Origin of the sequence: Streptococcus mitis (genome assembly GCF_005144795.1) — a bacterium.
Lineage (GTDB): Bacteria > Bacillota > Bacilli > Lactobacillales > Streptococcaceae > Streptococcus > Streptococcus mitis_BB.
Genome location: NZ_SWFJ01000005.1, coordinates 40,553 through 64,703 on the forward strand (window position 1 = coordinate 40,553; position 24,151 = coordinate 64,703).

At 38.8% G+C, this 24,151-nt stretch carries 20 protein-coding genes, 1 tRNA gene and 1 pseudogene; 18 read left to right on the top strand and 4 right to left on the bottom strand.

Going from position 1 to position 24,151, the window contains the following annotated elements; translation table 11 throughout:
- Positions 1–2: 2 nt before the first annotated feature.
- From ffh to FBF73_RS04480, 6 genes are all read left to right on the top strand, one after another.
- Positions 3–1,574, top strand: coding sequence for a signal recognition particle protein (ffh, locus tag FBF73_RS04455; protein WP_136937097.1), 1,572 nt, complete (start codon positions 3–5; stop codon positions 1,572–1,574).
- Positions 1,575–2,287: 713 nt separating this feature from the next.
- Positions 2,288–3,274 (top strand): GMP reductase, encoded by a 987-nt coding sequence (locus tag FBF73_RS04460; RefSeq protein ID WP_000931164.1) that lies wholly within the window; start codon positions 2,288–2,290, stop codon positions 3,272–3,274.
- 66 nt (positions 3,275–3,340) lie between these two features.
- Positions 3,341–3,412, top strand: a tRNA-Arg gene (locus FBF73_RS04465).
- Positions 3,413–3,593: 181 nt separating this feature from the next.
- A complete protein-coding gene (gene rnc / locus FBF73_RS04470) occupies positions 3,594–4,292 on the top strand; it encodes a ribonuclease III (protein WP_000661490.1) in 699 nt (232 codons plus the stop codon).
- Positions 4,283–7,822: a chromosome segregation protein SMC gene (smc, locus tag FBF73_RS04475; protein WP_136937098.1), complete on the top strand. Its 3,540-nt coding sequence runs from the start codon at positions 4,283–4,285 to the stop codon at positions 7,820–7,822. Before rnc ends, smc begins: the two co-directional genes overlap by 10 nt.
- Before the next feature lie 143 nt (positions 7,823–7,965).
- Entirely contained in the window at positions 7,966–8,892 is a 927-nt protein-coding gene (locus FBF73_RS04480) for a bifunctional riboflavin kinase/FAD synthetase (RefSeq protein ID WP_136937099.1), read from the top strand.
- An 83-nt stretch (positions 8,893–8,975) separates the two neighbouring features.
- Here FBF73_RS04480 and FBF73_RS04485 read toward each other — a convergent pair whose 3' ends face one another.
- From FBF73_RS04485 to FBF73_RS10210, 3 genes are read right to left on the bottom strand one after another with little or no spacing between them, the layout of a single operon-like run.
- Entirely contained in the window at positions 8,976–9,791 is an 816-nt protein-coding gene (locus FBF73_RS04485) for a TIGR03943 family putative permease subunit (protein ID WP_136937100.1), read from the bottom strand.
- Positions 9,788–10,693 carry a permease gene (locus FBF73_RS04490; RefSeq protein WP_136937101.1) on the bottom strand — a complete coding sequence of 302 codons (906 nt, stop codon included), beginning with the start codon at positions 10,691–10,693 and terminating at the stop codon, positions 9,788–9,790. The genes FBF73_RS04485 and FBF73_RS04490 overlap by 4 nt, the downstream gene beginning before the upstream one ends.
- Positions 10,694–10,825 carry an SPJ_0845 family protein gene (locus FBF73_RS10210; protein ID WP_060628174.1) on the bottom strand — a complete coding sequence of 44 codons (132 nt, stop codon included), beginning with the start codon at positions 10,823–10,825 and terminating at the stop codon, positions 10,694–10,696.
- Positions 10,826–10,979: 154 nt separating this feature from the next.
- Between FBF73_RS10210 and FBF73_RS04500 the strand changes: the two genes are divergently transcribed.
- The 10 genes and pseudogenes from FBF73_RS04500 to FBF73_RS04545 all read left to right on the top strand — a co-directional run bounded on the left by FBF73_RS04500 (position 10,980) and on the right by FBF73_RS04545 (position 21,572).
- Positions 10,980–11,360, top strand: coding sequence for a PBECR2 nuclease fold domain-containing protein (locus tag FBF73_RS04500; protein WP_115904397.1), 381 nt, complete (start codon positions 10,980–10,982; stop codon positions 11,358–11,360).
- Between the two features lie 332 nt (positions 11,361–11,692).
- Positions 11,693–11,776 (top strand): annotated as a pseudogene (locus FBF73_RS10105) (acetyl transferase); the annotation flags it as partial.
- Positions 11,777–11,880: 104 nt separating this feature from the next.
- Positions 11,881–14,010, top strand: coding sequence for a Tex family protein (locus FBF73_RS04510; protein WP_136937156.1), 2,130 nt, complete (start codon positions 11,881–11,883; stop codon positions 14,008–14,010).
- Positions 13,997–14,446, top strand: a complete 450-nt coding sequence (locus FBF73_RS04515; protein WP_136937102.1) for a SprT family protein — start codon at positions 13,997–13,999, stop codon at positions 14,444–14,446. Before FBF73_RS04510 ends, FBF73_RS04515 begins: the two co-directional genes overlap by 14 nt.
- 58 nt (positions 14,447–14,504) lie before the next feature.
- The gene (locus FBF73_RS04520) at positions 14,505–14,777 is read left to right on the top strand and encodes a PspC domain-containing protein (RefSeq protein ID WP_001085044.1); all 273 of its coding nucleotides are present in this window, start codon (positions 14,505–14,507) and stop codon (positions 14,775–14,777) included.
- 116 nt (positions 14,778–14,893) lie between these two features.
- Positions 14,894–16,582, top strand: coding sequence for a hypothetical protein (locus tag FBF73_RS04525; protein WP_136937103.1), 1,689 nt, complete (start codon positions 14,894–14,896; stop codon positions 16,580–16,582).
- A gap of 10 nt (positions 16,583–16,592) precedes the next feature.
- Positions 16,593–17,315 (top strand): hypothetical protein, encoded by a 723-nt coding sequence (locus tag FBF73_RS04530; RefSeq protein ID WP_136937104.1) that lies wholly within the window; start codon positions 16,593–16,595, stop codon positions 17,313–17,315.
- Positions 17,316–17,318: 3 nt separating this feature from the next.
- Positions 17,319–18,440: an AAA family ATPase gene (locus FBF73_RS04535; RefSeq protein ID WP_136937105.1), complete on the top strand. Its 1,122-nt coding sequence runs from the start codon at positions 17,319–17,321 to the stop codon at positions 18,438–18,440.
- Between the two features lie 383 nt (positions 18,441–18,823).
- Complete coding sequence (locus FBF73_RS04540; RefSeq protein WP_000173358.1) at positions 18,824–19,582, top strand: ABC transporter ATP-binding protein; 759 nt, start codon at positions 18,824–18,826, stop codon at positions 19,580–19,582.
- 1 nt (position 19,583) lies between these two features.
- Positions 19,584–21,572, top strand: coding sequence for an ABC transporter permease (locus tag FBF73_RS04545; RefSeq protein ID WP_136937106.1), 1,989 nt, complete (start codon positions 19,584–19,586; stop codon positions 21,570–21,572).
- 41 nt (positions 21,573–21,613) lie between these two features.
- On the opposite strand, the gene FBF73_RS04550 is transcribed toward FBF73_RS04545, so the two are convergent.
- Entirely contained in the window at positions 21,614–22,309 is a 696-nt protein-coding gene (locus FBF73_RS04550; protein WP_136937107.1) for a VIT1/CCC1 transporter family protein, read from the bottom strand.
- 230 nt (positions 22,310–22,539) lie between these two features.
- Between FBF73_RS04550 and FBF73_RS04555 the strand changes: the two genes are divergently transcribed.
- A complete protein-coding gene (locus FBF73_RS04555) occupies positions 22,540–23,331 on the top strand; it encodes a Cof-type HAD-IIB family hydrolase (protein WP_124787702.1) in 792 nt (263 codons plus the stop codon).
- Positions 23,331–24,149, top strand: a complete 819-nt coding sequence (locus tag FBF73_RS04560; RefSeq protein ID WP_124787701.1) for a Cof-type HAD-IIB family hydrolase — start codon at positions 23,331–23,333, stop codon at positions 24,147–24,149. The genes FBF73_RS04555 and FBF73_RS04560 overlap by 1 nt, the downstream gene beginning before the upstream one ends.
- Positions 24,150–24,151 lie beyond the last annotated feature (2 nt).

A 24,151-nucleotide genomic window follows, 5' to 3' on the forward strand; every position in this document is an offset into this window, starting at 1 on the left:
AAATGGCATTTGAAAGTTTAACAGAACGTTTGCAGAACGTCTTTAAAAATCTACGTAAAAAAGGAAAAATCTCTGAAGCTGATGTCCAAGAGGCAACCAAAGAAATTCGCTTGGCCTTGCTTGAGGCCGATGTTGCCTTGCCTGTTGTAAAGGACTTTATCAAGAAAGTTCGTGAGCGTGCGGTCGGGCATGAGGTCATTGATACCCTTAATCCTGCGCAACAAATTATTAAAATCGTTGATGAGGAATTGACAGCCGTTTTAGGTTCTGATACGGCTGAGATTATCAAGTCTCCTAAAATTCCGACGATTATCATGATGGTTGGTTTGCAGGGAGCTGGTAAAACAACCTTTGCAGGTAAATTGGCCAACAAACTCAAGAAGGAAGAAAATGCCCGTCCTTTGATGATTGCGGCGGATATTTACCGTCCTGCTGCCATTGATCAGCTTAAGACCTTGGGACAACAGATTGATGTTCCTGTCTTCTCTCTTGGGACAGAGGTTCCAGCTGTTGAGATTGTACGTCAAGGTTTGGAACAAGCCCAAGCCAATCATAATGACTATGTCTTGATTGATACGGCAGGTCGTTTGCAGATTGACGAGCTCCTTATGAACGAGCTTCGTGATGTGAAAGCATTGGCCCAACCAAATGAAATTCTGCTCGTCGTTGATGCCATGATTGGTCAAGAAGCGGCCAATGTTGCGCGTGAGTTTAATGCTCAGTTGGAAGTGACTGGGGTTATCCTTACTAAGATTGATGGCGATACTCGTGGTGGTGCTGCCCTATCTGTTCGACACATTACTGGAAAACCAATCAAGTTTACTGGTACAGGTGAAAAGATTACGGACATTGAAACCTTCCACCCAGACCGTATGTCAAGCCGTATTCTTGGTATGGGGGATATGCTCACTTTGATTGAGAAAGCTTCTCAAGAATACGATGAGCAAAAAGCCCTTGAAATGGCTGAGAAGATGCGTGAAAACACCTTTGATTTCAATGATTTCATTGATCAGTTGGATCAGGTACAAAACATGGGGCCTATGGAAGACTTGCTCAAGATGATTCCAGGTATGGCCAACAACCCAGCACTTCAAAACATGAAGGTGGATGAACGCCAGATTGCTCGCAAACGTGCCATTGTGTCTTCCATGACACCTGAAGAACGTGAAAACCCAGATTTGTTAAATCCAAGCCGTCGCCGTCGTATTGCCGCAGGTTCTGGAAATACATTTGTCGAAGTCAATAAATTCATCAAAGACTTTAACCAGGCTAAACAACTCATGCAGGGTGTCATGTCTGGGGATATGAACAAAATGATGAAGCAAATGGGAATCAATCCAAACAACCTTCCTAAAAATATGCCAAATATGGGAGGAATGGATATGTCTGCCCTTGAAGGAATGATGGGACAAGGCGGTATGCCTGACCTGTCAGCTCTCGGAGGAGCAGGAATGCCAGATATGAGTCAGATGTTTGGTGGTGGACTAAAAGGTAAAATCGGTGAATTTGCCATGAAACAGTCTATGAAACGCATGGCTAACAAAATGAAAAAAGCGAAGAAGAAACGCAAGTAAAAGGGATAGAATAGTTGTTTTCTTCAGACTGAGGATAACCATTCCCTTTATCTATTACAGTGGATTGAAAAAAACTAACATCTAGAAAGGACCAAATTTAGTCCTTTCTTTTTTGTGTTGGGAGCATTGAAAATACTTTTTTCATAGTTATCAAAGTTTTTCAAACCAAATTTAAAGCTTTCGAGATACTTAATGATATTGTTAAATTTTTTTAATTTGTATTAGACTACGCTAAATGAAGACCGTTAAAAGATTTTTTCTTTATTCTTGAGCATTGTTTTAAAGGAGGTTTGAAAAAAATCTTGAATCTGCTTTAGATTTTATTCAATGAGACCTAACGATTCTTTAGGAACTTTATTTTGAGAGTAAAAAAAGGGAAAAATTGATAGAAATAATAATGTAATTGTTTTTATAATTTTTTCTGATGAGTTGTTACGCAGTTTTTTATCATATGTTTTATTGAACATTTTTCTGTAACAAAATGGACTCTTTAATGTATATTAGAAATGTATCCACTAAAAAGATCATTGATGCAAAAATAATCTCTCCTATTCTTTCTATTTGTTCAAGTAAAATCCGAACGACATATTTTAATTTATAAAATAATTTGACAAAAACTGTACTTTAGTTTATAATAAATTAAGGAAACGTCGGAAAAGACGTAGGGATGCAAGAGCATAGGTAGGCCATTACAAAAGAAACGAGACATCGATATGTTAAATGAATTTCCAATTTTTGATTACGAAGATATTCAATTGATTCCAAATAAATGTGTGATTAAAAGCCGTGCAGAAGCGGATACAAGTGTCACTCTGGGAAATCACACCTTTAAACTACCTGTTGTGCCAGCTAATATGCAGACTATTTTAGATGAAAATGTAGCAGAGCAACTAGCTAAAGGTGGTTACTTCTACATTATGCACCGTTTTGATGAGGCAGGCCGTATTCCTTTTATTAAGCGTATGCATGATCAAGGTCTCATTGCTTCTATTTCTGTCGGTGTTAAGGACTATGAGTATGATTTCGTTAGCCAGCTCAAGGCTGATGCTCCTGAGTACATCACGATTGACATTGCCCACGGTCATGCGGATAGCGTGATTTCTATGATTCAACACATCAAGAAAGAATTGCCAGATACTTTTGTTATTGCTGGAAATGTGGGAACACCAGAAGCTGTGCGTGAATTGGAAAATGCTGGTGCGGATGCTACTAAGGTCGGAATTGGTCCAGGTAAGGTTTGTATTACCAAGGTTAAGACTGGTTTTGGTACAGGCGGTTGGCAGTTGGCTGCTCTACGCTGGTGTGCTAAGGCTGCACGTAAACCGATTATCGCTGATGGTGGGATTCGTACTCACGGTGATATTGCCAAGTCTATCCGCTTCGGTGCTAGCATGGTCATGATTGGTTCCCTCTTTGCAGGACATATTGAAAGTCCAGGGAAAACGATTGAAGTCGATGGCGAACAGTTCAAAGAATACTACGGTTCAGCTTCCCAATACCAAAAAGGAGCTTATAAGAATGTGGAAGGAAAACGTATCTTACTTCCTGCAAAAGGTCATCTGCAAGACACTTTAACTGAGATGGAACAAGACCTTCAAAGTGCTATTTCTTATGCAGGTGGACGTCAGGTTGCTGACCTTAAACACGTTGATTATGTTATCGTGAAAAACTCAATCTGGAATGGGGATGCTTCCCACTAAGACGGGCTATCTGTCTAGAAAAAAACTTGTTATTAGAGCAAATTTCTGTTATAATAAAACAAGTTTCCACCCTTAGTGTAATGGATATCACGTAAGATTCCGGTTCTTGAGATGGGGGTTCGATTCCCTCAGGGTGGATGTAAACATCCTAAAAAGCCTTTAATAGGGCTTTTTTTTTACACAGCCCTAAATTGGCCCTTAAAACTGAAAATCTTATTTTAAAGAATTCCCAAAGGCTCTCCAGTCCTGTTTTAGAGTGACTCAGGAGGCTTTTTTTGATATAATAAAAAGGACTGTTATCAGTTAGAAAGAGGTTGGTATGAAAGAATTACAAACTGTACTAAAGAACCATTTTGCAATCGAATTTGCAGACAAAAATTTACTGGAAACTGCCTTTACTCATACGAGTTATGCTAATGAGCATCGCCTCTTAAAAATTTCACACAATGAACGCTTGGAATTTTTAGGAGACGCTGTTCTACAGTTATTGATTTCAGAATATCTGTATAAAAAATATCCTAAAAAGCCTGAGGGTGACTTGTCCAAACTCCGTGCCATGATTGTCCGCGAGGAGAGTTTGGCTGGTTTTGCGCGTGATTGCCAGTTTGATCAATTTATCAAGTTGGGTAAAGGGGAAGAAAAATCTGGTGGTCGCAATCGTGACACCATTCTTGGGGATGCCTTTGAAGCCTTTCTTGGTGCCCTCCTTTTGGATAAGGATGTGGCCAAGGTTAAGGAATTTATCTATCAAGTCATGATTCCTAAGGTTGAAGCAGGAGAATTTGAGATGATTACAGACTACAAAACCTATCTCCAAGAGTTACTTCAGGTCAATGGGGATGTGGCTATTCGTTATCAAGTGATTTCTGAAACGGGGCCTGCCCATGATAAGGTTTTTGATGTAGAAGTTCTGGTTGAAGGTAAGAGCATTGGTCAAGGTCAAGGTCGTTCTAAGAAATTAGCAGAGCAGGAAGCTGCCAAAAATGCCGTTGAGAAAGGGCTGGATTCATGTATTTAAAGGAAATCGAAATTCAGGGATTCAAGTCTTTTGCTGATAAGACTAATGTCGTCTTTGACCAAGGTGTGACGGCAGTCGTTGGACCAAATGGATCTGGAAAGTCGAATATTACAGAAAGTTTGCGTTGGGCCTTGGGGGAGTCAAGTGTTAAGAGTCTCCGTGGTGGCAAGATGCCAGATGTCATCTTTGCCGGGACCGAAAGTCGTAAACCGCTCAATTACGCTTCTGTAGTTGTGACTCTGGATAATCATGACGGATTTATCAAGGACGCTGGTCAAGAGATCAGGGTGGAACGTCATATTTATCGTAGTGGAGATAGCGAATACAAGATTGACGGTAAGAAAGTCCGTCTACGTGATATTCATGACCTTTTCTTGGATACAGGTTTGGGACGAGATTCCTTCTCCATCATTTCCCAAGGGAAGGTTGAGGAGATTTTTAATTCTAAGCCTGAAGAACGCCGTGCCATTTTCGAAGAAGCTGCAGGAGTTTTGAAATACAAGACTCGTAGAAAAGAGACAGAGAGCAAATTGCAACAAACTCAGGATAATCTAGACCGCTTAGAGGACATTATCTACGAGTTGGATAATCAAATCAAGCCTCTTGAGAAGCAAGCTGAAAATGCTCGTAAGTTTCTAGACTTGGAAGTTCAACGCAAAGCTATTTACTTGGATGTACTGGTTGCCCAAATCAAGGAAAATAAGGCTGAACTAGAATCGACAGAAGAAGAGTTGGCACAGGTTCAGGAACTCTTGACTAGTTATTATCAAAAGCGTGAGAAATTAGAAGAAGAAAATCAGAATCTCAAGAAGCAACGCCAAGATTTACAGGCTGAAATGGCCAAAGACCAAGTCAGTTTGATGGATTTGACCAGTCTGATTAGTGATTTAGAGAGAAAATTAGCCCTATCGAAACTGGAATCTGAGCAAGTAGCTCTGAATCAACAGGAAGCACAAGCCCGTTTGGCGGCTTTAGAGGATAAGAGAGATTCACTCAGCAAAGAAAAATCTGATAAGGAAAGCTCTTTAGCACTTTTAGAGGAAAATCTAGTCCAAAATAATCAAAAACTCAATCGTTTAGAAGCTGAATTGCTAGCTTTTTCAGATGATCCTGATCAAATGATTGAGCTCTTACGCGAACGCTTTGTAGCTCTTTTACAAGAAGAAGCAGATGTCTCAAACCAGCTGACCCGTATCGAAAACGAGTTGGAAAATAGTCGTCAGCTTTCTCAAAAACAAGCAGATCAACTACAAAAACTCAAAGAACAGCTGGCTACAGCTAAAGAAAAGGCGAGTCAGCAAGAGGCTGAGCTTGAAACTGCCAAGGAGCAGGTTCGGAAATTATTGGCTGACTATCAAGTCTGTGCCAAGGAGCAAGAGGAACAGAAAACTTCCTATCAAGCTCAACAAAGTCAACTCTTTGACCGTCTGGATAATCTCAAAAACAAGCAGGCTAGAGCCCAAAGTTTGGAAAATATTCTTAGAAATCACAGTAACTTTTATGCAGGTGTTAAGAGTGTTCTCCAAGAAAAAGCCCGCCTTGGTGGAATTATTGGTGCAGTCAGTGAGCACCTGACCTTTGATGTGCAATATCAAACTGCCCTAGAGATTGCGCTTGGAGCCAGCAGTCAGCATATCATCGTAGAAGATGAAGAGGCAGCAACCAAGGCGATTGATTTCCTCAAACGAAACAGAGCAGGTCGTGCAACCTTCCTTCCTTTGACCACTATTAAGGCGCGTACGATTTCTAGTCAGAACCAAGATGCTATCGCTGCAAGTCCAGGTTTCCTTGGGATGGCAGATGAGTTGGTGAAATTCGATACTAGACTGGAAGCTATTTTTAAGAATTTGTTAGCTATGACAGCAATTTTTGATACTGTAGAACACGCGTGTGTAGCAGCTCGCCAGGTTCGTTATCAGGTTCGTATGGTGACTTTGGACGGTACAGAGTTGCGCACAGGTGGTTCTTACGCAGGTGGAGCCAATCGCCAGAACAACAGTATTTTTATCAAGCCAGAACTGGAGCAATTACAAAAAGAAATTGCTGAAGAAGAAGCAATCTTGCGTTCAGAAGAGGCGACTTTGAAGACCTTGCAAGATGAGATGGCTAGATTGACAGAAAGATTAGAAATTATCAAATCTCAGGGTGAGCAGACTCGTATTCAGGAGCAAGGCTTGTCCCTCGCTTATCAGCAGACCAGTCAGCAAGTTGAGGAACTGGAAACTCTTTGGAAACTTCAAGAAGAGGAATTAAATCGTCTTTCTGAGGGAGATTGGCAAGTAGACAAGGAAAAATGCCAAGAGCGACTTGCTGCCATTGCCAGTGAAAAGCAAAATCTGGAAGCTGAGATTGAAGAAATTAAGTCTAACAAAAACGCCATCCAAGAACGCTATCAAAACTTTCAGGAAGAGGTAGCGCAAGCTCGCCTGCTTAAGACAGAACTGCAAGGGCAAAAACGTTACGAAGTTGCGGATATTGAACGTTTAGGCAAGGAATTGGATAATCTGGATATTGAGCAAGAAGAAATCCAACGCCTTCTTCAAGAAAAGGTTGATAATATTGAGAAGGTTGATACAGAATTGCTCAGTCAACAGGCTGAAGAAGCCAAAAACCAGAAAACAAATCTCCAACAAGGTTTGATTCGCGAGCAGTTTGAGTTGGATGATATAGAAGGTCAGCTGGATGATATTGCTAGTCATTTGGATCAGGCTCGCCAGCAGAATGAGGAGTGGATTCGCAAGCAAACACGTGCTGAAGCTAAGAAAGAAAAGGTCAGCGAGCGCTTGCGCTATCTACAAAGTCAATTAACAGACCAGTATCAGATTAGCTATACTGAAGCACTAGAAAAGGCACATGAATTGAAAAATCTCAATCTGGCAGAGCAAGAGGTTAAAGATTTAGAGAAGGCTATTCGCTCGCTGGGTCCTGTCAACTTGGATGCTATTGAACAGTACGAAGAAGTTCACAATCGTCTGGATTTCCTAAATAGCCAACGTGATGACATTTTATCAGCGAAAAACTTGCTGCTTGAAACCATTACAGAGATGAATGATGAGGTCAAGGAACGCTTTAAATTAACCTTTGAGGCTATACGTGAGTCCTTTAAAGTGACCTTCAAGCAGATGTTTGGTGGAGGTCAGGCGGACCTCATTTTGACTGAGGGAGACTTGCTGACAGCTGGTGTTGAGATTTCTGTTCAACCTCCAGGTAAGAAAATCCAGTCTCTTAATCTGATGAGTGGTGGTGAAAAAGCCTTATCAGCTCTTGCTTTGCTTTTCTCCATTATTCGTGTCAAGACCATTCCATTTGTCATCTTGGATGAGGTGGAAGCTGCGCTGGATGAAGCCAATGTTAAACGTTTTGGGGATTACCTCAATCGATTTGACAAGGACAGCCAGTTCATCGTCGTAACCCACCGTAAAGGAACCATGGCAGCGGCTGATTCCATCTATGGAGTGACCATGCAAGAATCAGGTGTCTCAAAAATTGTTTCGGTGAAGTTAAAAGATTTGGAAGAAACAGTAGATTAGTTACCAAACGATAGCATCTCTTAGGGGATGCTATTTTTTAAAACTAACATCTTGAATAATTTTTTAAGGTCAGTTCAGGGGCAAAAAACGACATTTGGGCTTTCCTTTTAGCGAAAAGGCTTTCTCTATGATATAATAGTTTCATGATTACAACAGTACCTATAAAAAATGAAAAAGACATCGCAGTACCTGATAAAACAGTTCTTGTATTAGGCTATTTTGACGGTATTCATAAAGGACATCAGAAGCTTTTTGAAGTAGCTAGCAAGGCTTCTATGAAAGATTATCTACCAGTTGTCGTGATGACCTTTACAGAGTCCCCTAAGCTTGCTTTGCAACCGTACAAGCCAGAATTAATGCTCCATATTGTTAGCCATGAAGAACGAGAACATAAGATGAAATGGCATGGAGTAGAGGCTCTTTTCTTACTTGACTTTAGTAGTAAATTTGCTAGTTTAACGGGTCAAGAGTTCTTTGATACCTATGTTAGAGCATTAAAACCAGCGATTATTGTAGCGGGATTTGATTACACCTTTGGTTCTGATAAGAAAACTGCGGATGATTTGAAGGACTATTTTGATGGAGAAATCATCATTGTTCCTCCTGTTGAGGATGAAAAGGGGAAAATTAGTTCTACTCGTATTCGTCAAGCTATTCTTGATGGAGATGTCAGAGAAGCTGGTCATTTACTTGGCACTCCTCTACCGTCACGTGGAATGGTTGTTCATGGGAATGCTCGTGGACGGACTATCGGTTACCCAACAGCAAACTTAGTTTTAAGAGATCGAACCTATATGCCAGCAGATGGTGTTTACGTAGTCGATATTGAAGTGCAGCGTAAAAGATATCGTGGAATGGCGAGTGTAGGGAAAAATGTTACTTTCGATGGAGAAGAGCCACGTTTTGAAGTCAATATTTTTGATTTTTCAGATGACATTTACGGTGAGACAGTCATTGTCTACTGGCTAGATCGTGTCCGTGAAATGGTCAAATTTGACTCTGTTGAAGAACTGGTAGATCAACTCCAGAAAGATGAAGAAATTGCTCGGAATTGGAAGGATGCTGAGTAGGAAATCGGAGTTTTATATAAAATTACCCATACTTTAGATTCTTATTTCTAAATAGAAAAAGTAGCCCTTTCCAGGCTACTTTTTTAAAACACTCGATACACATAGGGATTTTCTGGTTTATCGACTTTGGTAAAGCTGTCAATTTCCAAGGTTGGGAGGTTTTGTTTGAGTTCTTTATGATAGTGATTGACGAGTTTTCCCTTGGCTGTTATCCAAGTATTATTTTCATATTGACGGGTATTTCCCTTGGTCAGCAATCCATAGACACCTGAATCCGCGATACAGTGAATAATGCCGAAGCGGAACAGAAATTGGCTATTGGCATGACTGGGGTCGTTATAGACAAAGCCTGTGAACTGGACTGTCTTGCCCTCAAATTCATCTGGATAGTCGTAGATAGCTTCCATGACTTCCATATAGTTTTCATTAGTGATCTGAATATTATCTTGGGACAAGTATTTATCCGCTGCAGTTCTCATTTCCTTTTCATAAGCTGATTTTGAAAAATAAGAACTGGTATCTGGTTTCAAATATTGGCTTGTCGTCCCTTCGCTTGTCTGAATGGCTTGATCCGTGCCCTCTGATAAAGGGAAATGATATCCTTTGGCAGAAACGGTCTGAGAATCCAAGCTAACAGTTGGAAAAGTTAAGCCGACGACAATAGGAATAGCCAGAAGAGCAATACTCGTTACCTTCGCGAATCGGCTGTTCAGATGACTATGGGTTTTGACTTGCTTCATCCAGATATACAATTGAACGATTGCCAAAGCAAATGAAAGCACCATGGAAATATAGGCCAGATAGGAATAGTGCATGTTGATGTACTGGTTTAACTTGCCCGACAGATGGAGATAAATGGTCAGTTCAAAATAGCCAGCTAAAACTAAAAATCGAATCATAGGATGACTCCAATCCAGAGAGAATACACTAATACGACAAGAGTCACAATCGTTATGAAGTGACTGATAAATCGTGCTTTCAAGTAATTTTTCATCATGAGAATATTTTTGATATCCAGCATTGGACCAATGACGAGAAAGGCCAGAACTGGTGCCAAGCCGAAACTTGAGAGAAGAGAAGCACCGATAAAGGCATCCGCCTCACTGCAGAGAGAGAGAAGAAAGGCCAAAAGCATCAAGAGTAGGATGGCAAAAAGAGGAGTCGCACTGATAGAGGTCAGAATCCGTGTCGGAACATAGACCTGTATAACAGAGGCAAAGAGACAGCCGAATACCAAATAACGTCCCGTATCAAAAAATTCATCAATTGCTTGCACAAAGACCTGAAAAACTTTTTTTGCAGGACTCAAATGAGAAAAATCGTGCTCATGACAGGAAAAACGATTTTCTTTTTGAATCGGTTCTTGCCAGAAAAATCCTAGAAAAATCCCAAGTATCACAGCTACAAGAATGGAACCAAGAGCTCGTAACAAGGCGACGTGGAAGGAGTTGCCAAAGGCAGAATAGGTCGCAAAGAGAACAATAGGATTGATAACAGGCGCTGTTACGAGAAAGGGAACTGCTGTGTAACTGGGAACCTTCTTTTCCAGAAAACGATTGATAATGGGGACGATTCCACATTCACAAGAAGGGAAAAGTATCCCAACGAAGGTGCCAAAAAAGATTCTCCCCCAACGATTTCGAGGGAGAAAATGATAAACCTTGTCAGGTGTGATATAAACCTCAATCAGTCCTGAGACAATACTTCCTATCAGAACGAAGGGTAGGGCTTCAATGATAATGGAGAGAAAAATGGCTCCAGCCTGAAGCACACTAGATGGGAGTTGTTGGAAAGCAGTCATCTAGTTTTTCTTTTCTGCTTTGGCTTTTTTCTCTTTGTCATCAGTGAAAGTGACTTGTTTCAAATCAGGGAGTTTCGCAAATTCTTCAAACATCTTGTCCAAGTCGTCTCGTTTTGTAAATTTTACAGCCATTGGTGTACCTCGATTCTAAATTCTACCTCTATTATACTATTATTTTAAGGAAAAGGGAAAAGTTAAAATTGAGTATCTAACGAATAATAGAGCGTGATATATCCTAATATACACTATGATTGTGATATAATAATTGTGAATAACGGAGGAAATGATGGAACATAAAAAGATCGGTCAGGTTACTGACGAAATAAAAGAAATTTTTAATATTGTTCTTGAAGCTAGTGATATCAAAGTTAACAAAGAAGGTTTAAGAAGTCATATGTTGAAACGGCATCATAATGATGTGATTCATCATATCGAAGATCTGGAACTTATACTAAGTAATCCAGATTTCGTTGGGGTCAATCCTCGAGAGAAAGGCGCCAGTTTTGAATATGTAAAAAGATTTGATAATAATGTTCTTGTTGCGATTAAGTTACATAAAAGTGGTGATTTCTTTTATGTTCCGACCATGTATCGTTTACAAGATTATAAGTTACAAAGTCGTATTAAGTCTGGTAGATTGAGAAAACTTGACAAAAAAAGTAGATAGTGCTAGAATAATATTAACGAAAGACATTTGAGGGCAGAAAGGTTCCTGCCGCACCTTGAAAAAGGTATCTGAGATGCTGGGTACACCGACCAGCCAATTGTCCGTTATTTCAAAGGAGGGGCTTAAATGCTCCTTTTTTTATTTAAAATTTCAAAATAGATTACACTCACCGCAGGCTCAGACTTACGGTTTTTTATTTGAACTGAAAATTGATTCGTTAACTTCAACAAATAGCTTTATAAAGCGTTTTGTAAAAAATAAAAACAGTGCAATTAATCACGGATCCTTTTGTAAACTATTAGAATTAAATTGCAACCTTCTCAACTATATGGGTCCCAGAACTGGCTATTATGTCTGATCCATTAAATAATTTTGATGTCATGGCTTGGTTAAAAAAAGGAAGTAATGCTCTCTAAGTACAAGTTATTGCGCTATAGAATATAAATCTATTCCCCACATCTTGTTGTTAAATATTGTAGGAGATAATTTGAATAATATTAGCTTGTGGTATAATAGATTTATGGATAAAAAATATGAAAAAATCTCTCAGGATTTGGGAGTGACGTTAAAGCAAATCGATACCGTTCTAAGTTTGACAGCTGAAGGTGCGACAATTCCCTTCATAGCGCGTTATCGCAAGGATATGACTGGTAGTCTGGATGAGGTGGCGATTAAGGCCATTATCGACTTGGATAAAAGTCTGACCAATCTAAACGACCGTAAGGAAGCTGTTTTAGCTAAGATTCAAGAACAAGGCAAGTTGACAAAGGAGTTGGAAGAAGCAATCTTAGCAGCCGAAAAACTAGCAGATGTTGAAGAGCTCTATCTTCCATACAAGGAAAAGCGTCGGACCAAGGCAACCATTGCCCGTGAAGCTGGACTCTTTCCTCTTGCGCGCTTGATTTTACAAAACGTAACTGACTTAGAGAAAGAGGCTGAGAAGTATGTCTGTGAAGGATTTGAGACTGGTCAAGAGACCTTAGCGGGTGCGGTTGATATTTTGGTCGAAGCCTTATCCGAAGATGTGACTTTGCGTTCACTGACCTATCAGGAAGTGCTGAGACACTCTAAAATCACTTCGCAAGTCAAGGATGAAAGTCTCGATGAAAAACAAGTTTTTCAGATTTATTACGAATTCTCAGAGACAGTTGGCAACATGCAGGGCTATCGTACCTTGGCTCTCAACCGTGGGGAGAAGCTAGGTGTCTTGAAGGTCGGTTTTGAACATGCAACGGACCGTATTCTTGCCTTCTTTGCTGCTCGTTTCAAGGTTAAAAACGCCTATATAGATGAAGTTGTCCAACAGTCAGTTAAGAAAAAAGTCTTGCCTGCTATCGAACGACGAATTCGGACAGAATTAACTGAGAAAGCAGAAGAAGGAGCTATCCAACTCTTTTCTGACAACCTACGCAATCTCCTCTTGGTTGCTCCGCTGAAAGGGCGCGTGGTTCTTGGATTTGACCCTGCCTTTCGTACAGGTGCCAAGCTAGCTGTCGTAGATGCAACTGGTAAAATGCTGACAACTCAAGTTATTTATCCTGTTAAACCAGCATCAGCTCGTCAAATCGAAGAAGCCAAGAAAGATTTGGCAGACTTGATTGGTCAATACAGTGTGGAAATTATTGCCATCGGAAATGGAACGGCCAGTCGTGAAAGTGAAGCCTTTGTGGCGGAAGTTCTGAAAGATTTTCCTGAAGTCAGCTATGTCATTGTCAATGAAAGTGGTGCTTCGGTCTATTCTGCCAGTGAACTTGCCCGTCAGGAGTTTCCAGACTTGACTGTTGAAAAACGCTCAGCCATCTCTATCGCCCGTCGTTTGCAAGATCCTCTTGCAGAGTTGGTTAAAATCGATCCTAAGTCAATCGGTGTCGGTCAATACCAACACGATGTCAGTCAGAAGAAACTATCTGAGAGTCTGGACTTTGTTGTCGATACAGTGGTAAACCAAGTCGGTGTCAATGTCAATACAGCCAGTCCTGCTCTTCTTTCACACGTAGCTGGACTCAATAAAACCATTTCTGAAAATATTGTCAAATACCGTGAGGAGGAAGGAAAAATCACTTCACGAGCTCAAATTAAGAAGGTTCCGCGTCTGGGGGCCAAGGCCTTTGAGCAGGCAGCTGGTTTCCTTCGTATCCCTGAAAGTAGCAATATCCTTGATAATACAGGAGTTCACCCAGAAAACTATTCTGCCGTTAAGGAACTCTTCAAACGCTTAGACATCAAGGATCTGAATGAAGAAGCCCAAAGCAAACTCAAGTCGCTTTCAGTTAAGGAGATGGCACAAGAACTGGATCTTGGTCCAGAAACTCTTAAAGATATCATTGCAGATCTTCTCAAACCAGGTCGAGATTTCCGTGATTCTTTTGATGCACCTGTGCTTCGCCAAGATGTCCTAGATATCAAGGACTTAGTGGTTGGTCAGAAGCTAGAAGGTGTGGTGCGTAATGTCGTTGATTTCGGTGCCTTTGTTGACATCGGAATTCATGAGGACGGTCTCATCCATATTTCCCACATGAGTCGCAAATTTATCAAACATCCTAGCCAAGTAGTGTCAGTTGGAGATTTGGTGACCGTTTGGGTTAAGAAAATTGATACTGAACGTGAAAAAGTCAATCTGTCGCTTCTAGCTCCAAATGAGACTGACTGATTACGTCAAGCAGGTTTCACTAGAAGACTTCGGCAGACCTTTTATCCATCATGCCCAGTGGAATAGGCGTCTACGTTCGACAGGTGGGCGATTTTTCCCAAAAGATGGGCATTTGGATTTTAACCCTAAGGTTTATCAGGAACTGGGGTTGGACATTTTTAGGAAAATTGTCCGACATGAACTCTGTCATTATCACCTCTATTTTCAAGGGAAGGGCTATCAACACAAGGATCGGGATTTTAAGGAACTGTTGAAAGCAGTGGATGGATTACGCTTTGTGCCTTCCTTGACAAATAGCAACTCCAAACCACTCAAGCTCTATCGTTGCCAATCCTGCCGGCAAACTTATCAGCGCAAGCGAAGGATTGATACCAAACGCTATCGCTGTGGAGTTTGTAGAGGTAAATTGCTACTAATAAATCAGCCTGAGGACTGATGAAAGCCGAGCCTACCCGTGATATACTATGTCTAACCTAGCAGAAAGAGGAAATATCATGAACAGTAAATTTTATAAAATGAGACGAAATCGCATGATTTCAGGAGTTCTGGCGGGTCTGTCAGACAAGTGGAACTTTGATGTTACCCTTGTTCGTTTTCTATTTGCTATTTTTACAGTCGCAAACTTTGGACTTGGCGTGATTATATATATCATCCTAGCTTCTATCATGCCAACCAAGGAAGAAATCGAAGCAGAAATGTACGGAACAGGCCCACGTAAACGCAAAGAAGCCCAAGCCATTGACGATAATGAAGGCTGGTTTTGGTGAGTTAAATAAGAAAATAAGCTTTGTATTATAAAAGACAAGGCTTTTTTTCATCTTGTCAGAATCTATGGCTAAATGGTATAATAAGCGTATAAAAATAATTTGACAGGAAATGGATTATGGCTAATGAAAATGAGTTACTCGCATTACGATCATCAGATATTGAGATTAAATACGACGAATTGCTTAATTTAGAAAATTCTCTAGAAAATAATCTCAAAGATCTTATTAAAGATATAGAAAAAATTGATTTAGATAGGGAAAAATTACAAAATAATGAATACCTTCAAGAATCTATTGAAAATATAGTCTGGGAGCAAGTACAACTTCAACTTGCCGCTCAGATAGGTGAAGAGTTTATAAATGAGAATCAGGGACAAACCCTAGACTTACGAAAAGAAGCACATATACAAACTGCTGAAAATTTTGAAAAAGGGAAACTTGCGACTCATAATAGAGATGTTAATTTTCAAGAAAGATACGACACTTGGCAAAATAATTTTGCTAAAGACGACTTAGGGAATATTCAAACACACTCAACTCGTTCAGGTAAAATTGTAAATACTTTAACCAAAGAAGCGAGAAAACCATTTGACACCGGAAGGCCAACAGGTTCAAAAGAAAAAGGAACCCAAATGGATCATACAGTTTCTGCTGGAGAGATTATACGTGATCCAAAAGCAAATGCTTTTTTGACAAAAGAAGAGCAGATTGCTTTTGCAAATAGTAAAGCTAATCTTAACGAAATTAGGAGTGAAGTTAATCAAGCGAAGGGAGATTTATCTACATCAGAATTATTCGATAATCCAAACTCTAAGGGACAATATGCTAGAGAAGTCCATAATATTAGTTCAAAAGAAGAGAAACAGTTAAGAGAGAAAGATAAAGAGGCACGCACGGAATACGACAGAGTGAGAGATGAGGCTGAGAAGCGAGCTATAAAATCAGGTAAAAAATCACGTCGTGATGAAGCGTTAAAAATTTCCGGAAAAGCTTTGAAAGCAGCGCTTTTACAGTTATTATCAGAATTTTTGCGAGAATTGATTTCTAAATTTATCTCTTGGCTAAAAGATACAGAAAGAAACTTATCGACTTTTATTGATAAAATAAAAGAGGCTATCATATCTTTTGTAAATAACTTAGCAAATCATGTATTAAATGTCGGTAAATCTGTAGTTACGATGATTGCGTCTGCAATAGTTGGACCTGTAATTAATACAGTTCTTAAAGCCTGGACCTTTATACACCAAGGTTGGAAATCTTTGAAAGAAGCAATAGATTATATAAATAATCCTGAAAATAAAGATAAAAGCCTTGATATTATGATGTTAGAGGTTGGAAAAATTATTGTTGGGGGTTTAACAGCTACAGGTGCAATTGTAGTTGGGGAAGTTTTAGGAGCATCCCTCACTGCAAGTTTTCCAGTTTTGGCTATTTCAATACCACTTTTGGGAACAATCGGTAGCGTCATTGGAACATTTATGGGAGCAACTTTATCAGGAATTATTGGCGCTTTCGTACTAAAAATGATTGATCAGCAAATTGTCAATAAACAAATTTCCGAGCTAAATTCTAAGAAAATTGATCAAAATAATGAAATGTTAGTAATCCAAGATCAATTATTAGATGTTAAGAGTATAAAGTTACAAGTTGAAAAAGATTCTGTTATCAATACTATTAAGGAAAGACATGATATGGCTGCTTCAATGATGAAAGAAAAGCTGTCAGATATTTTTGCAGAATCTACAAGAGACGATAAAAGTGACTTTGATGAGATTGATACTTTATTACAAGAATTATTAGATTAAGGAGAAAAATATGGAACAAGAAGTATTTGAGCAAGAACAAGAAACAATTGAGATAAACATTAGTAACCATGATTTCGATGAAGCGAAAGAGCATCTGAAAGAGTTTGCTGAACAAAGTCAAGATGAATTGTATTTTGATACAGTTAGAACTCATGAAGATTTCTTTGGTTTTGAATTTGCTGAACACGGGGTTACAGGTAAAGAGTTTAATACTTTAGTTGAACAAACTCAAAATTACATTTCAAAATTTTATGATAATCAACAAAAACTTATTGAAGAATTTGGTCAAGTTTATAAAGCTTTAGAGGCTCTGGATAAAGATTATATTCAAGCAATCCTCTCTTCTGTAGTTGCCATTGAACATACCAACAAGAAAATTCTGAAAGAACAATCTCGTATTGATAAAACCATTGAGAAACAAAAAGCAACTCTAGTAGCTCTTAAGCAATTTAAAGAGAAATTTAACGAAGAAAATAGCAAAAACTCTATCGAAAAACATGAGGTAATACTTTCTAAATTTAATGATAGACTTGTAAATCTAGAACAATTCGCAAGTACTCTTCCTGCAGAACCGGTTTCAAATACTGGTGAAATTGATCAACTTAGGAGAGAATTGAACGAAAGTAAACAACAAATTCAATTTATTTCAAATCGCCTTCTAACAGTCTTTATTGTTTCTGGAATTTCTATTGGTATGTTAGTGATTGCCTTGCTTTTCATATTATTGAGGTAAGGTATGTCAACTTCTCGAGATAAATTAATTTGTAGTGCAAAGAAATTAGACTTCTATTTTGGAAAAGAAAATAATTATCTTGATAAAGTAAATAATATTATAGCAAATCATACTGATACAAAATCAGTAGCAGAATTGTATAAATCTATTTTTTTATTACAACAAGCTAACAAACGAAACAAGCTTACACCTTTATTGAAAGATTTATCTGATAATCTAGCTAGCTTTCTTGGATATACTTACCTATTTGATACTTTGGAAAAAGAGTTAGGTCAACAAAAGAAATCATCTTTAAATGACCTTTTGGCGGAACTAAATCAGTTAGTAGGTTTAGAGAGGGTAAAAAAAGAAGTTAGTCGTTTAATTATTTATCAAAAAGTTCAGTCAAAAAGGAAAGAGTCTGGCTTAAATATTCCCAAAAGAACTTTACACATGGCTTTTATGGGAAATCCAGGAACAGGAAAAACAACTGTTGCTAGAATTATTGGAAGAATGTACTACCAATTGGGACTTTTATCCAAAGGACATTTTTTAGAAGTCTCCAGAACAGATTTAATTGCAGGTTACCAAGGACAAACTGCACTGAAAGTTAAAAATGTCATAGAAAAGGCAAAAGGTGGAGTTCTCTTTATTGATGAGGCGTATAGTATTACTGAAAATGAAAATACTGATTCATACGGGCGAGAATGTTTAACAGAACTTACAAAGGCTTTAGAAGATTCACGAGATGATTTAATTGTTATTGTGGCTGGTTATACCGAACCAATGAACCACTTCTTTGAATCAAATCCTGGTTTGAAATCTCGATTTAATTATTTTATTAATTTTGAAAATTATTCTTCTACAGAATTGTTAGATATTTTTGAAACATTAGCAAGAAAAGACGACTACCATATAGATGACAAGCTGAAAGAAGTATTATTAAATTATTTTAATGAAAAGTTAGAAAGTAATCTCACCAATTTTTCTAACGGTCGCTTTGTTCGAAATCTATATGAAGATTTAATAATGAATCAAGCTGTCCGACTTAACCAAAGTGAAGATGTGAATTTAAAAGAATTAACTTTGTTGATTAAAGATGATTTTTGTTTAGATGAAAATCGTTCTAGTGACATAGATTTATAATCAAACGAAAGAATGAATCTTCAAACTGTTTATGAATGTATTATTGACCGTTGCAGTCAATTTACGAATCTGAACCCTTGTATCTGCAAGGGTTTTCTTCTTACTTTGTTTTTATGGTAAAATATTTTTAATAAAATGCCTACATTTCCCCCAATCTTACAAAAATGTAAGATTAAAGTCTCTTTTGTAAGGTTAGGTTATGGCAAGAGGTCTTTTTTTGATGTAAACTAGACTCATAAAGAACAAAGGAGTAACATCATGAAACAAATCTTACATAAGAAAACAAGAAAACCAAGCCACAAAGAAATCGAGCGTGTTCAACTGGGATGCGCTATGATGCAAGCGACATTTCATTTGATGGGATATTAAGAAAGGAGATTCTCATGACACTTTTAGATGTAAAACACGTTCAAAAAATTTATAAAACTCGTTTTCAGGGCAACCAAGTAGAGGCCCTCAAGGATATTCACTTTACCGTAGAAAAAGGTGACTACGTTGCCATCATGGGTGAGTCTGGTTCTGGTAAATCAACTCTTCTCAATATCCTAGCTATGCTGGATAAACCAAGTCGTGGTCAGGTTTACTTGAATGGAACTGATACCGCAACCATTAAAAATTCACAGGCTTCTAGCTTCCGTCGTGAAAAGTTGGGCTTTGTCTTCCAAGACTTTAACTTGCTAGATACTCTATCTGTTAAAGACAATATCTTACTTCCGCTTGTCTTGTCAAGAAGACCTATTACGGAAATGATGAAAAAATTGGTGGTGACAGCTGAGAATCTAGGCATCAACCAATTGCAAGAGAAGTACCCTTACGAGATTTCTGGTGGGCAAAAACAGCGTGTAGCAGTAGCCCGTGCCATCATCACAGAACCTGAAATTCTCCTTGCGGATGAGCCAACAGGAGCCCTTGACTCCAAATCATCTGCAGCCTTACTTGATGTCTTTGATGAAATCAATGAGCGCGGCCAAACCATTCTCATGGTAACCCACTCAACAGCAGCAGCTAGCAGAGCTAAACGTGTACTCTTTATCAAAGACGGCATTCTTTACAATCAAATCTACCGTGGAGAGAAGACAGAGCGTCAGATGTTCCAAGAAATCTCTGATACCTTGACTGTCATGGCAAGCGAGGTGAATTAGTATGTTTCGATTAACTAATAAGTTAGCGGTATCGAACTTGATTAAAAACCGCAAACTCTACTATCCTTTTGCGCTGGCTGTTCTTTTGGCAGTCACCGTCACCTATCTCTTTTATTCCCTAACCTTTAATCCCAAGATTGCGGAAATCCGTGGAGGTGAAACAATTCAAGCTACTCTAGGATTTGGTATGTTTGTCGTCACCCTTGCGTCAGCCATTATCGTCCTCTATGCCAATAGTTTTGTCATGAAAAACCGTTCCAAGGAACTAGGGATTTATGGCATGCTGGGTTTGGAGAAACGCCATCTGATCAGTATGACCTTTAAGGAGTTGGTGGTATTTGGGATTCTAACTGTTGGAGCGGGAATCGGTATTGGAGCCTTGTTTGACAAGTTGATTTTCGCCTTCTTGCTCAAACTGATGAAATTGAAGGTTGAACTAGTTGCTACCTTCCAGATGAAAGTTGTCATTACAGTACTTGTTGTCTTTGGTTTGATTTTCCTAGGTCTCATGTTCCTGAATGCTATTCGAATCGCCCGTATGAATGCCCTCCAGCTCTCGCGTGAGAAAGCAAGCGGAGAGAAAAAAGGTCGTTTCCTACCTCTCCAAACTATTCTTGGTTCCATTAGTTTAGGGATTGGCTATTATCTTTCTCTTACAGTAAAAGATCCTCTTACAGCCCTAACAACCTTCTTCTTAGCTGTTTTACTTGTTATCTTTGGTACTTATCTTTTGTTCAATGCAGGGATTACCGTTTTCCTACAAATTTTAAAGAAAAACAAACAATACTATTACCAACCAAATAATCTTATCTCAGTGTCTAATTTGATTTTCCGTATGAAGAAAAATGCGGTTGGACTAGCAACTATCGCGATTTTGTCAACAATGGTTTTGGTAACCATGTCAGCAGCGACTAGTATTTTCAATGCCTCAGAAAGTTTTAAAAAAGTTCTAAATCCTCATGACTTTGGCATTACTGGACAAAATGTTGAAAAAGAAGACTTGGACAAACTCTTGAGCCAGTTTGCAAGTGATAAAGGTTATAAGATTAAAGAGAAAGAAGTTCTTCGTTACGCTTACTTTGGTGTTGCAAACCAAGAAGGTAGCAAGTTAACCATTTTTGAAAAAGGACAAAACCGTGTCCAAGTCAAAACAGTTTTTATGGTATTTGACCAAAAAGATTATGAAACTATGACTGGTCAAAAACTTTCTCTATCAGGCAATGAGGTCGGACTCTTTGCAAAGAATGAGGGAGTTAAAGAACAAAAAGCTCTAACTCTAAATGATCATCAATTTTCTGTAAAAGAAGAATTTACTAAAGATTTCATTGTAAACCATGTTCCAAACCAGTTTAATATTTTGACTTCTGATTACAATTACCTTGTTGTACCTAATTTACAAGCCTTTTTGGACCAATTCCCAGATTCTGATATCTATAATCAGTTTTACGGTGGTATGAATGTAAGTATCAGTGAAGAAGAGCAACTCAAAGTCGCTGAAGAATATGAAAAATACTTACAAAAGTTTAATGCTCAATTAAACACTGAAGGTAACTATGTGTATGGTAGCACTCTAGCAGATGCTGGTGCTCAAATGAGTGTCCTCTTTGGCGGTGTCTTCTTTATTGGTATTTTCCTATCCATTATCTTTATGGTCGGAACCGTTCTGGTCATCTACTACAAACAAATTTCTGAAGGATATGAAGACCGTGAGCGCTTTATTATCTTGCAGAAAGTTGGTTTAGATCAAAAGCAAATCAAGCAAACCATTAACAAACAGGTTTTAACTGTTTTCTTCCTTCCTTTGCTTTTTGCCTTCATACATTTAGCCTTTGCCTACCATATGCTTAGTCTGATTCTAAAAGTGATTGGTGTACTGGATACGACTATGATGTTGATTGTGACCTTGTCTATCTGCGCTATCTTCCTCATCGCCTATGTGCTGATTTTCATGATTACCTCTAGAAGTTATCGTAAAATTGTCCAAATGTAAAAAAGATACCTCGACTTCAAAATCGAGGTATTTCTTGTATTCTAAATGCTGAAAAGTTGTCCTAGCAGAAAGGTAACTCCCATGGTTAAAAGACCAATAGCAAGGTTCCGAATCATAGCTGTTTTAGTTGGGGCTTTTCCAAGTTTGGCGCTTGTGTAGCCAGTCATCAAGAGTGAAACTCCTACAATCAGAACAGTAGCAGGGATGCGGTATTCACTTGGGAAAATGGTTACTGAGAGCATTGGAGGCAAACTTCCAAGGAAAAAGGCAACGAAGCTAGAAATGGCAGCGTGCCAAGGATTGGTAAATTCTTCATACTCAATTCCATATTTTTCCTCTACCAAAGCCTTGAGTGGATTTTTAAGAAAGGCCTTATTTGTCAAGAGCTGGGCAGAGGTTTCGCATTCTCCATTTTGGATATAGGCAGCATAGAGGGACTTTTTGGCTAGCTCCAAATCTTGGTCTAGCAAGAGTTTTTCTCGCGCAACAGCTGCTTCCTCAGTATCTTTTTGAGTTGAAACGGATACATATTCTCCGCCAGCCATTGAAAAGGCACCTGCTAAGATAGCCGCAAATCCTGATAAAAAGATAATCCAGATATTGCTCGTAGCACTGGCAACCCCGATAACCACACCAGCAATGGAAATAATTCCATCATTAGCACCAAGAACACCCGCACGCAGGATATTTAAACGACCTGCAAAATTTGAATCAATTTCGTGATTTGTTTCTGACATACTAATCTCCTTTTTATCCAGTATAAAGGAAACAGATAATGAAATCAATCTTTTAAAAGTATCTGAAAAAAGTTGCACGATTTTAATTTTACGAGCTTTTTTAAAAGTTAGAAACACGACTAGCTAGTAGAGAAGGATAAAAGAGAAGCAAAGCTGATAGACTAGTCCTTTTTCTAGTTATCTATGGTATAATAGGAGGTAGATTTACTAATCGGAGTAAGAAAGATTTTATGATTAAACTAGTAGCAACGGATATGGACGGAACCTTCCTAGATGGGAATGGACGCTTTGATATGGACCGCCTCAAGTCTCTCTTAGCTTCCTACAAGGAAAAAGGGATTTACTTTGCAGTGGCTTCGGGTCGAGGATTTCTATCCTTAGAAAAATTATTTGCTGATGTTCGTGATGACATTATTTTCATCGCTGAAAATGGCAGTTTAGTAGAGTATCAAGGTCAAGACTTGTATGAAGCGACTATGTCTCGTGAGTTTTATTTGACGACTTTTGAAAAGCTACAAACGTCACCTTATGTAGATGTCAATAAATTACTTTTGACAGGTAAGAAGGGTTCTTATGTACTAGATACGGTTGATGAAACCTATTTGAAAGAGAGTCAGCATTATAATGAAAATATCCAAAAAGTAGCCGGTCTGGAAGATATCACAGATGACATTTTCAAATTTACAACCAACTTCACAGAAGAAACTCTGGAAGCTGGAGAGGCTTGGGTCAATGAACATGTACCTGGTGTTAAGGCTATGACAACTGGTTTTGAATCCATTGATATTGTTCTGGACTATGTCGATAAGGGAGTGGCTATTGTTGAATTAGCTAAAAAACTTGGTATCACAATGGATCAGGTTATGGCTTTTGGAGACAATCTAAATGACTTGCATATGATGCAGGTTGTAGGACATCCTGTAGCTCCTGAAAATGCACGACCTGAAATTTTAGAATTAGCAGAGACAGTGATTGGTCACCATAAGGACCAGTCGGTTATAGCTTATATGGAGGGCTTATAATGGCAGATATAAAATTGATTGCATTGGACTTGGACGGTACCTTGCTGACTACTGATAAAAGGCTGACGGATCGCACCAAGGCAACCTTGAAAGCTGCGCGTGATCGTGGTATCAAGATCGTATTGACAACTGGTCGCCCTTTAAAAGCTATGGATTTCTTTCTCCATGAGCTAGGGACTGACGGCCATGAAGATGAGTATACGATTACCTTTAATGGAGGTTTAGTTCAGAAAAATACAGGTGAAATCCTTGATAAAACAGTCTTTTCATATGATGATGTGGCACGCTTGTATGAAGAAACAGAGAAATTATCACTGCCTCTTGATGCAATCTCAGAAGGAACTGTTTATCAAATCCAATCGGACCAAGAAAGTCTTTATGCCAAATTCAATCCAGCATTGACTTTTGTTCCAGTGGACTTTGAAGACTTATCTAGTCAGATGACCTACAATAAGTGCGTGACTGCCTTTGCTCAAGAACCCTTGGATGCAGCTATTCAGAAGATTTCTCCAGAATTGTTCGACCAATATGAAATCTTTAAATCACGTGAAATGTTGCTAGAGTGGTCACCAAAGAATGTTCACAAAGCAACAGGTTTGGCTAAACTAATTAGCCATCTGGGAATCGATCAAAGCCAAGTCATGGCCTGTGGTGACGAAGCCAATGACCTTTCTATGATTGAATGGGCAGGGCTCGGTGTTGCCATGCAAAACGCTGTTCCTGAAGTCAAGGCCGTCGCAAATGTGGTGACTCCAATGACCAATGATGAAGAAGCTGTTGCTTGGGCTATCGAAGAATACGTGCTAAAGGAGAACTAAGA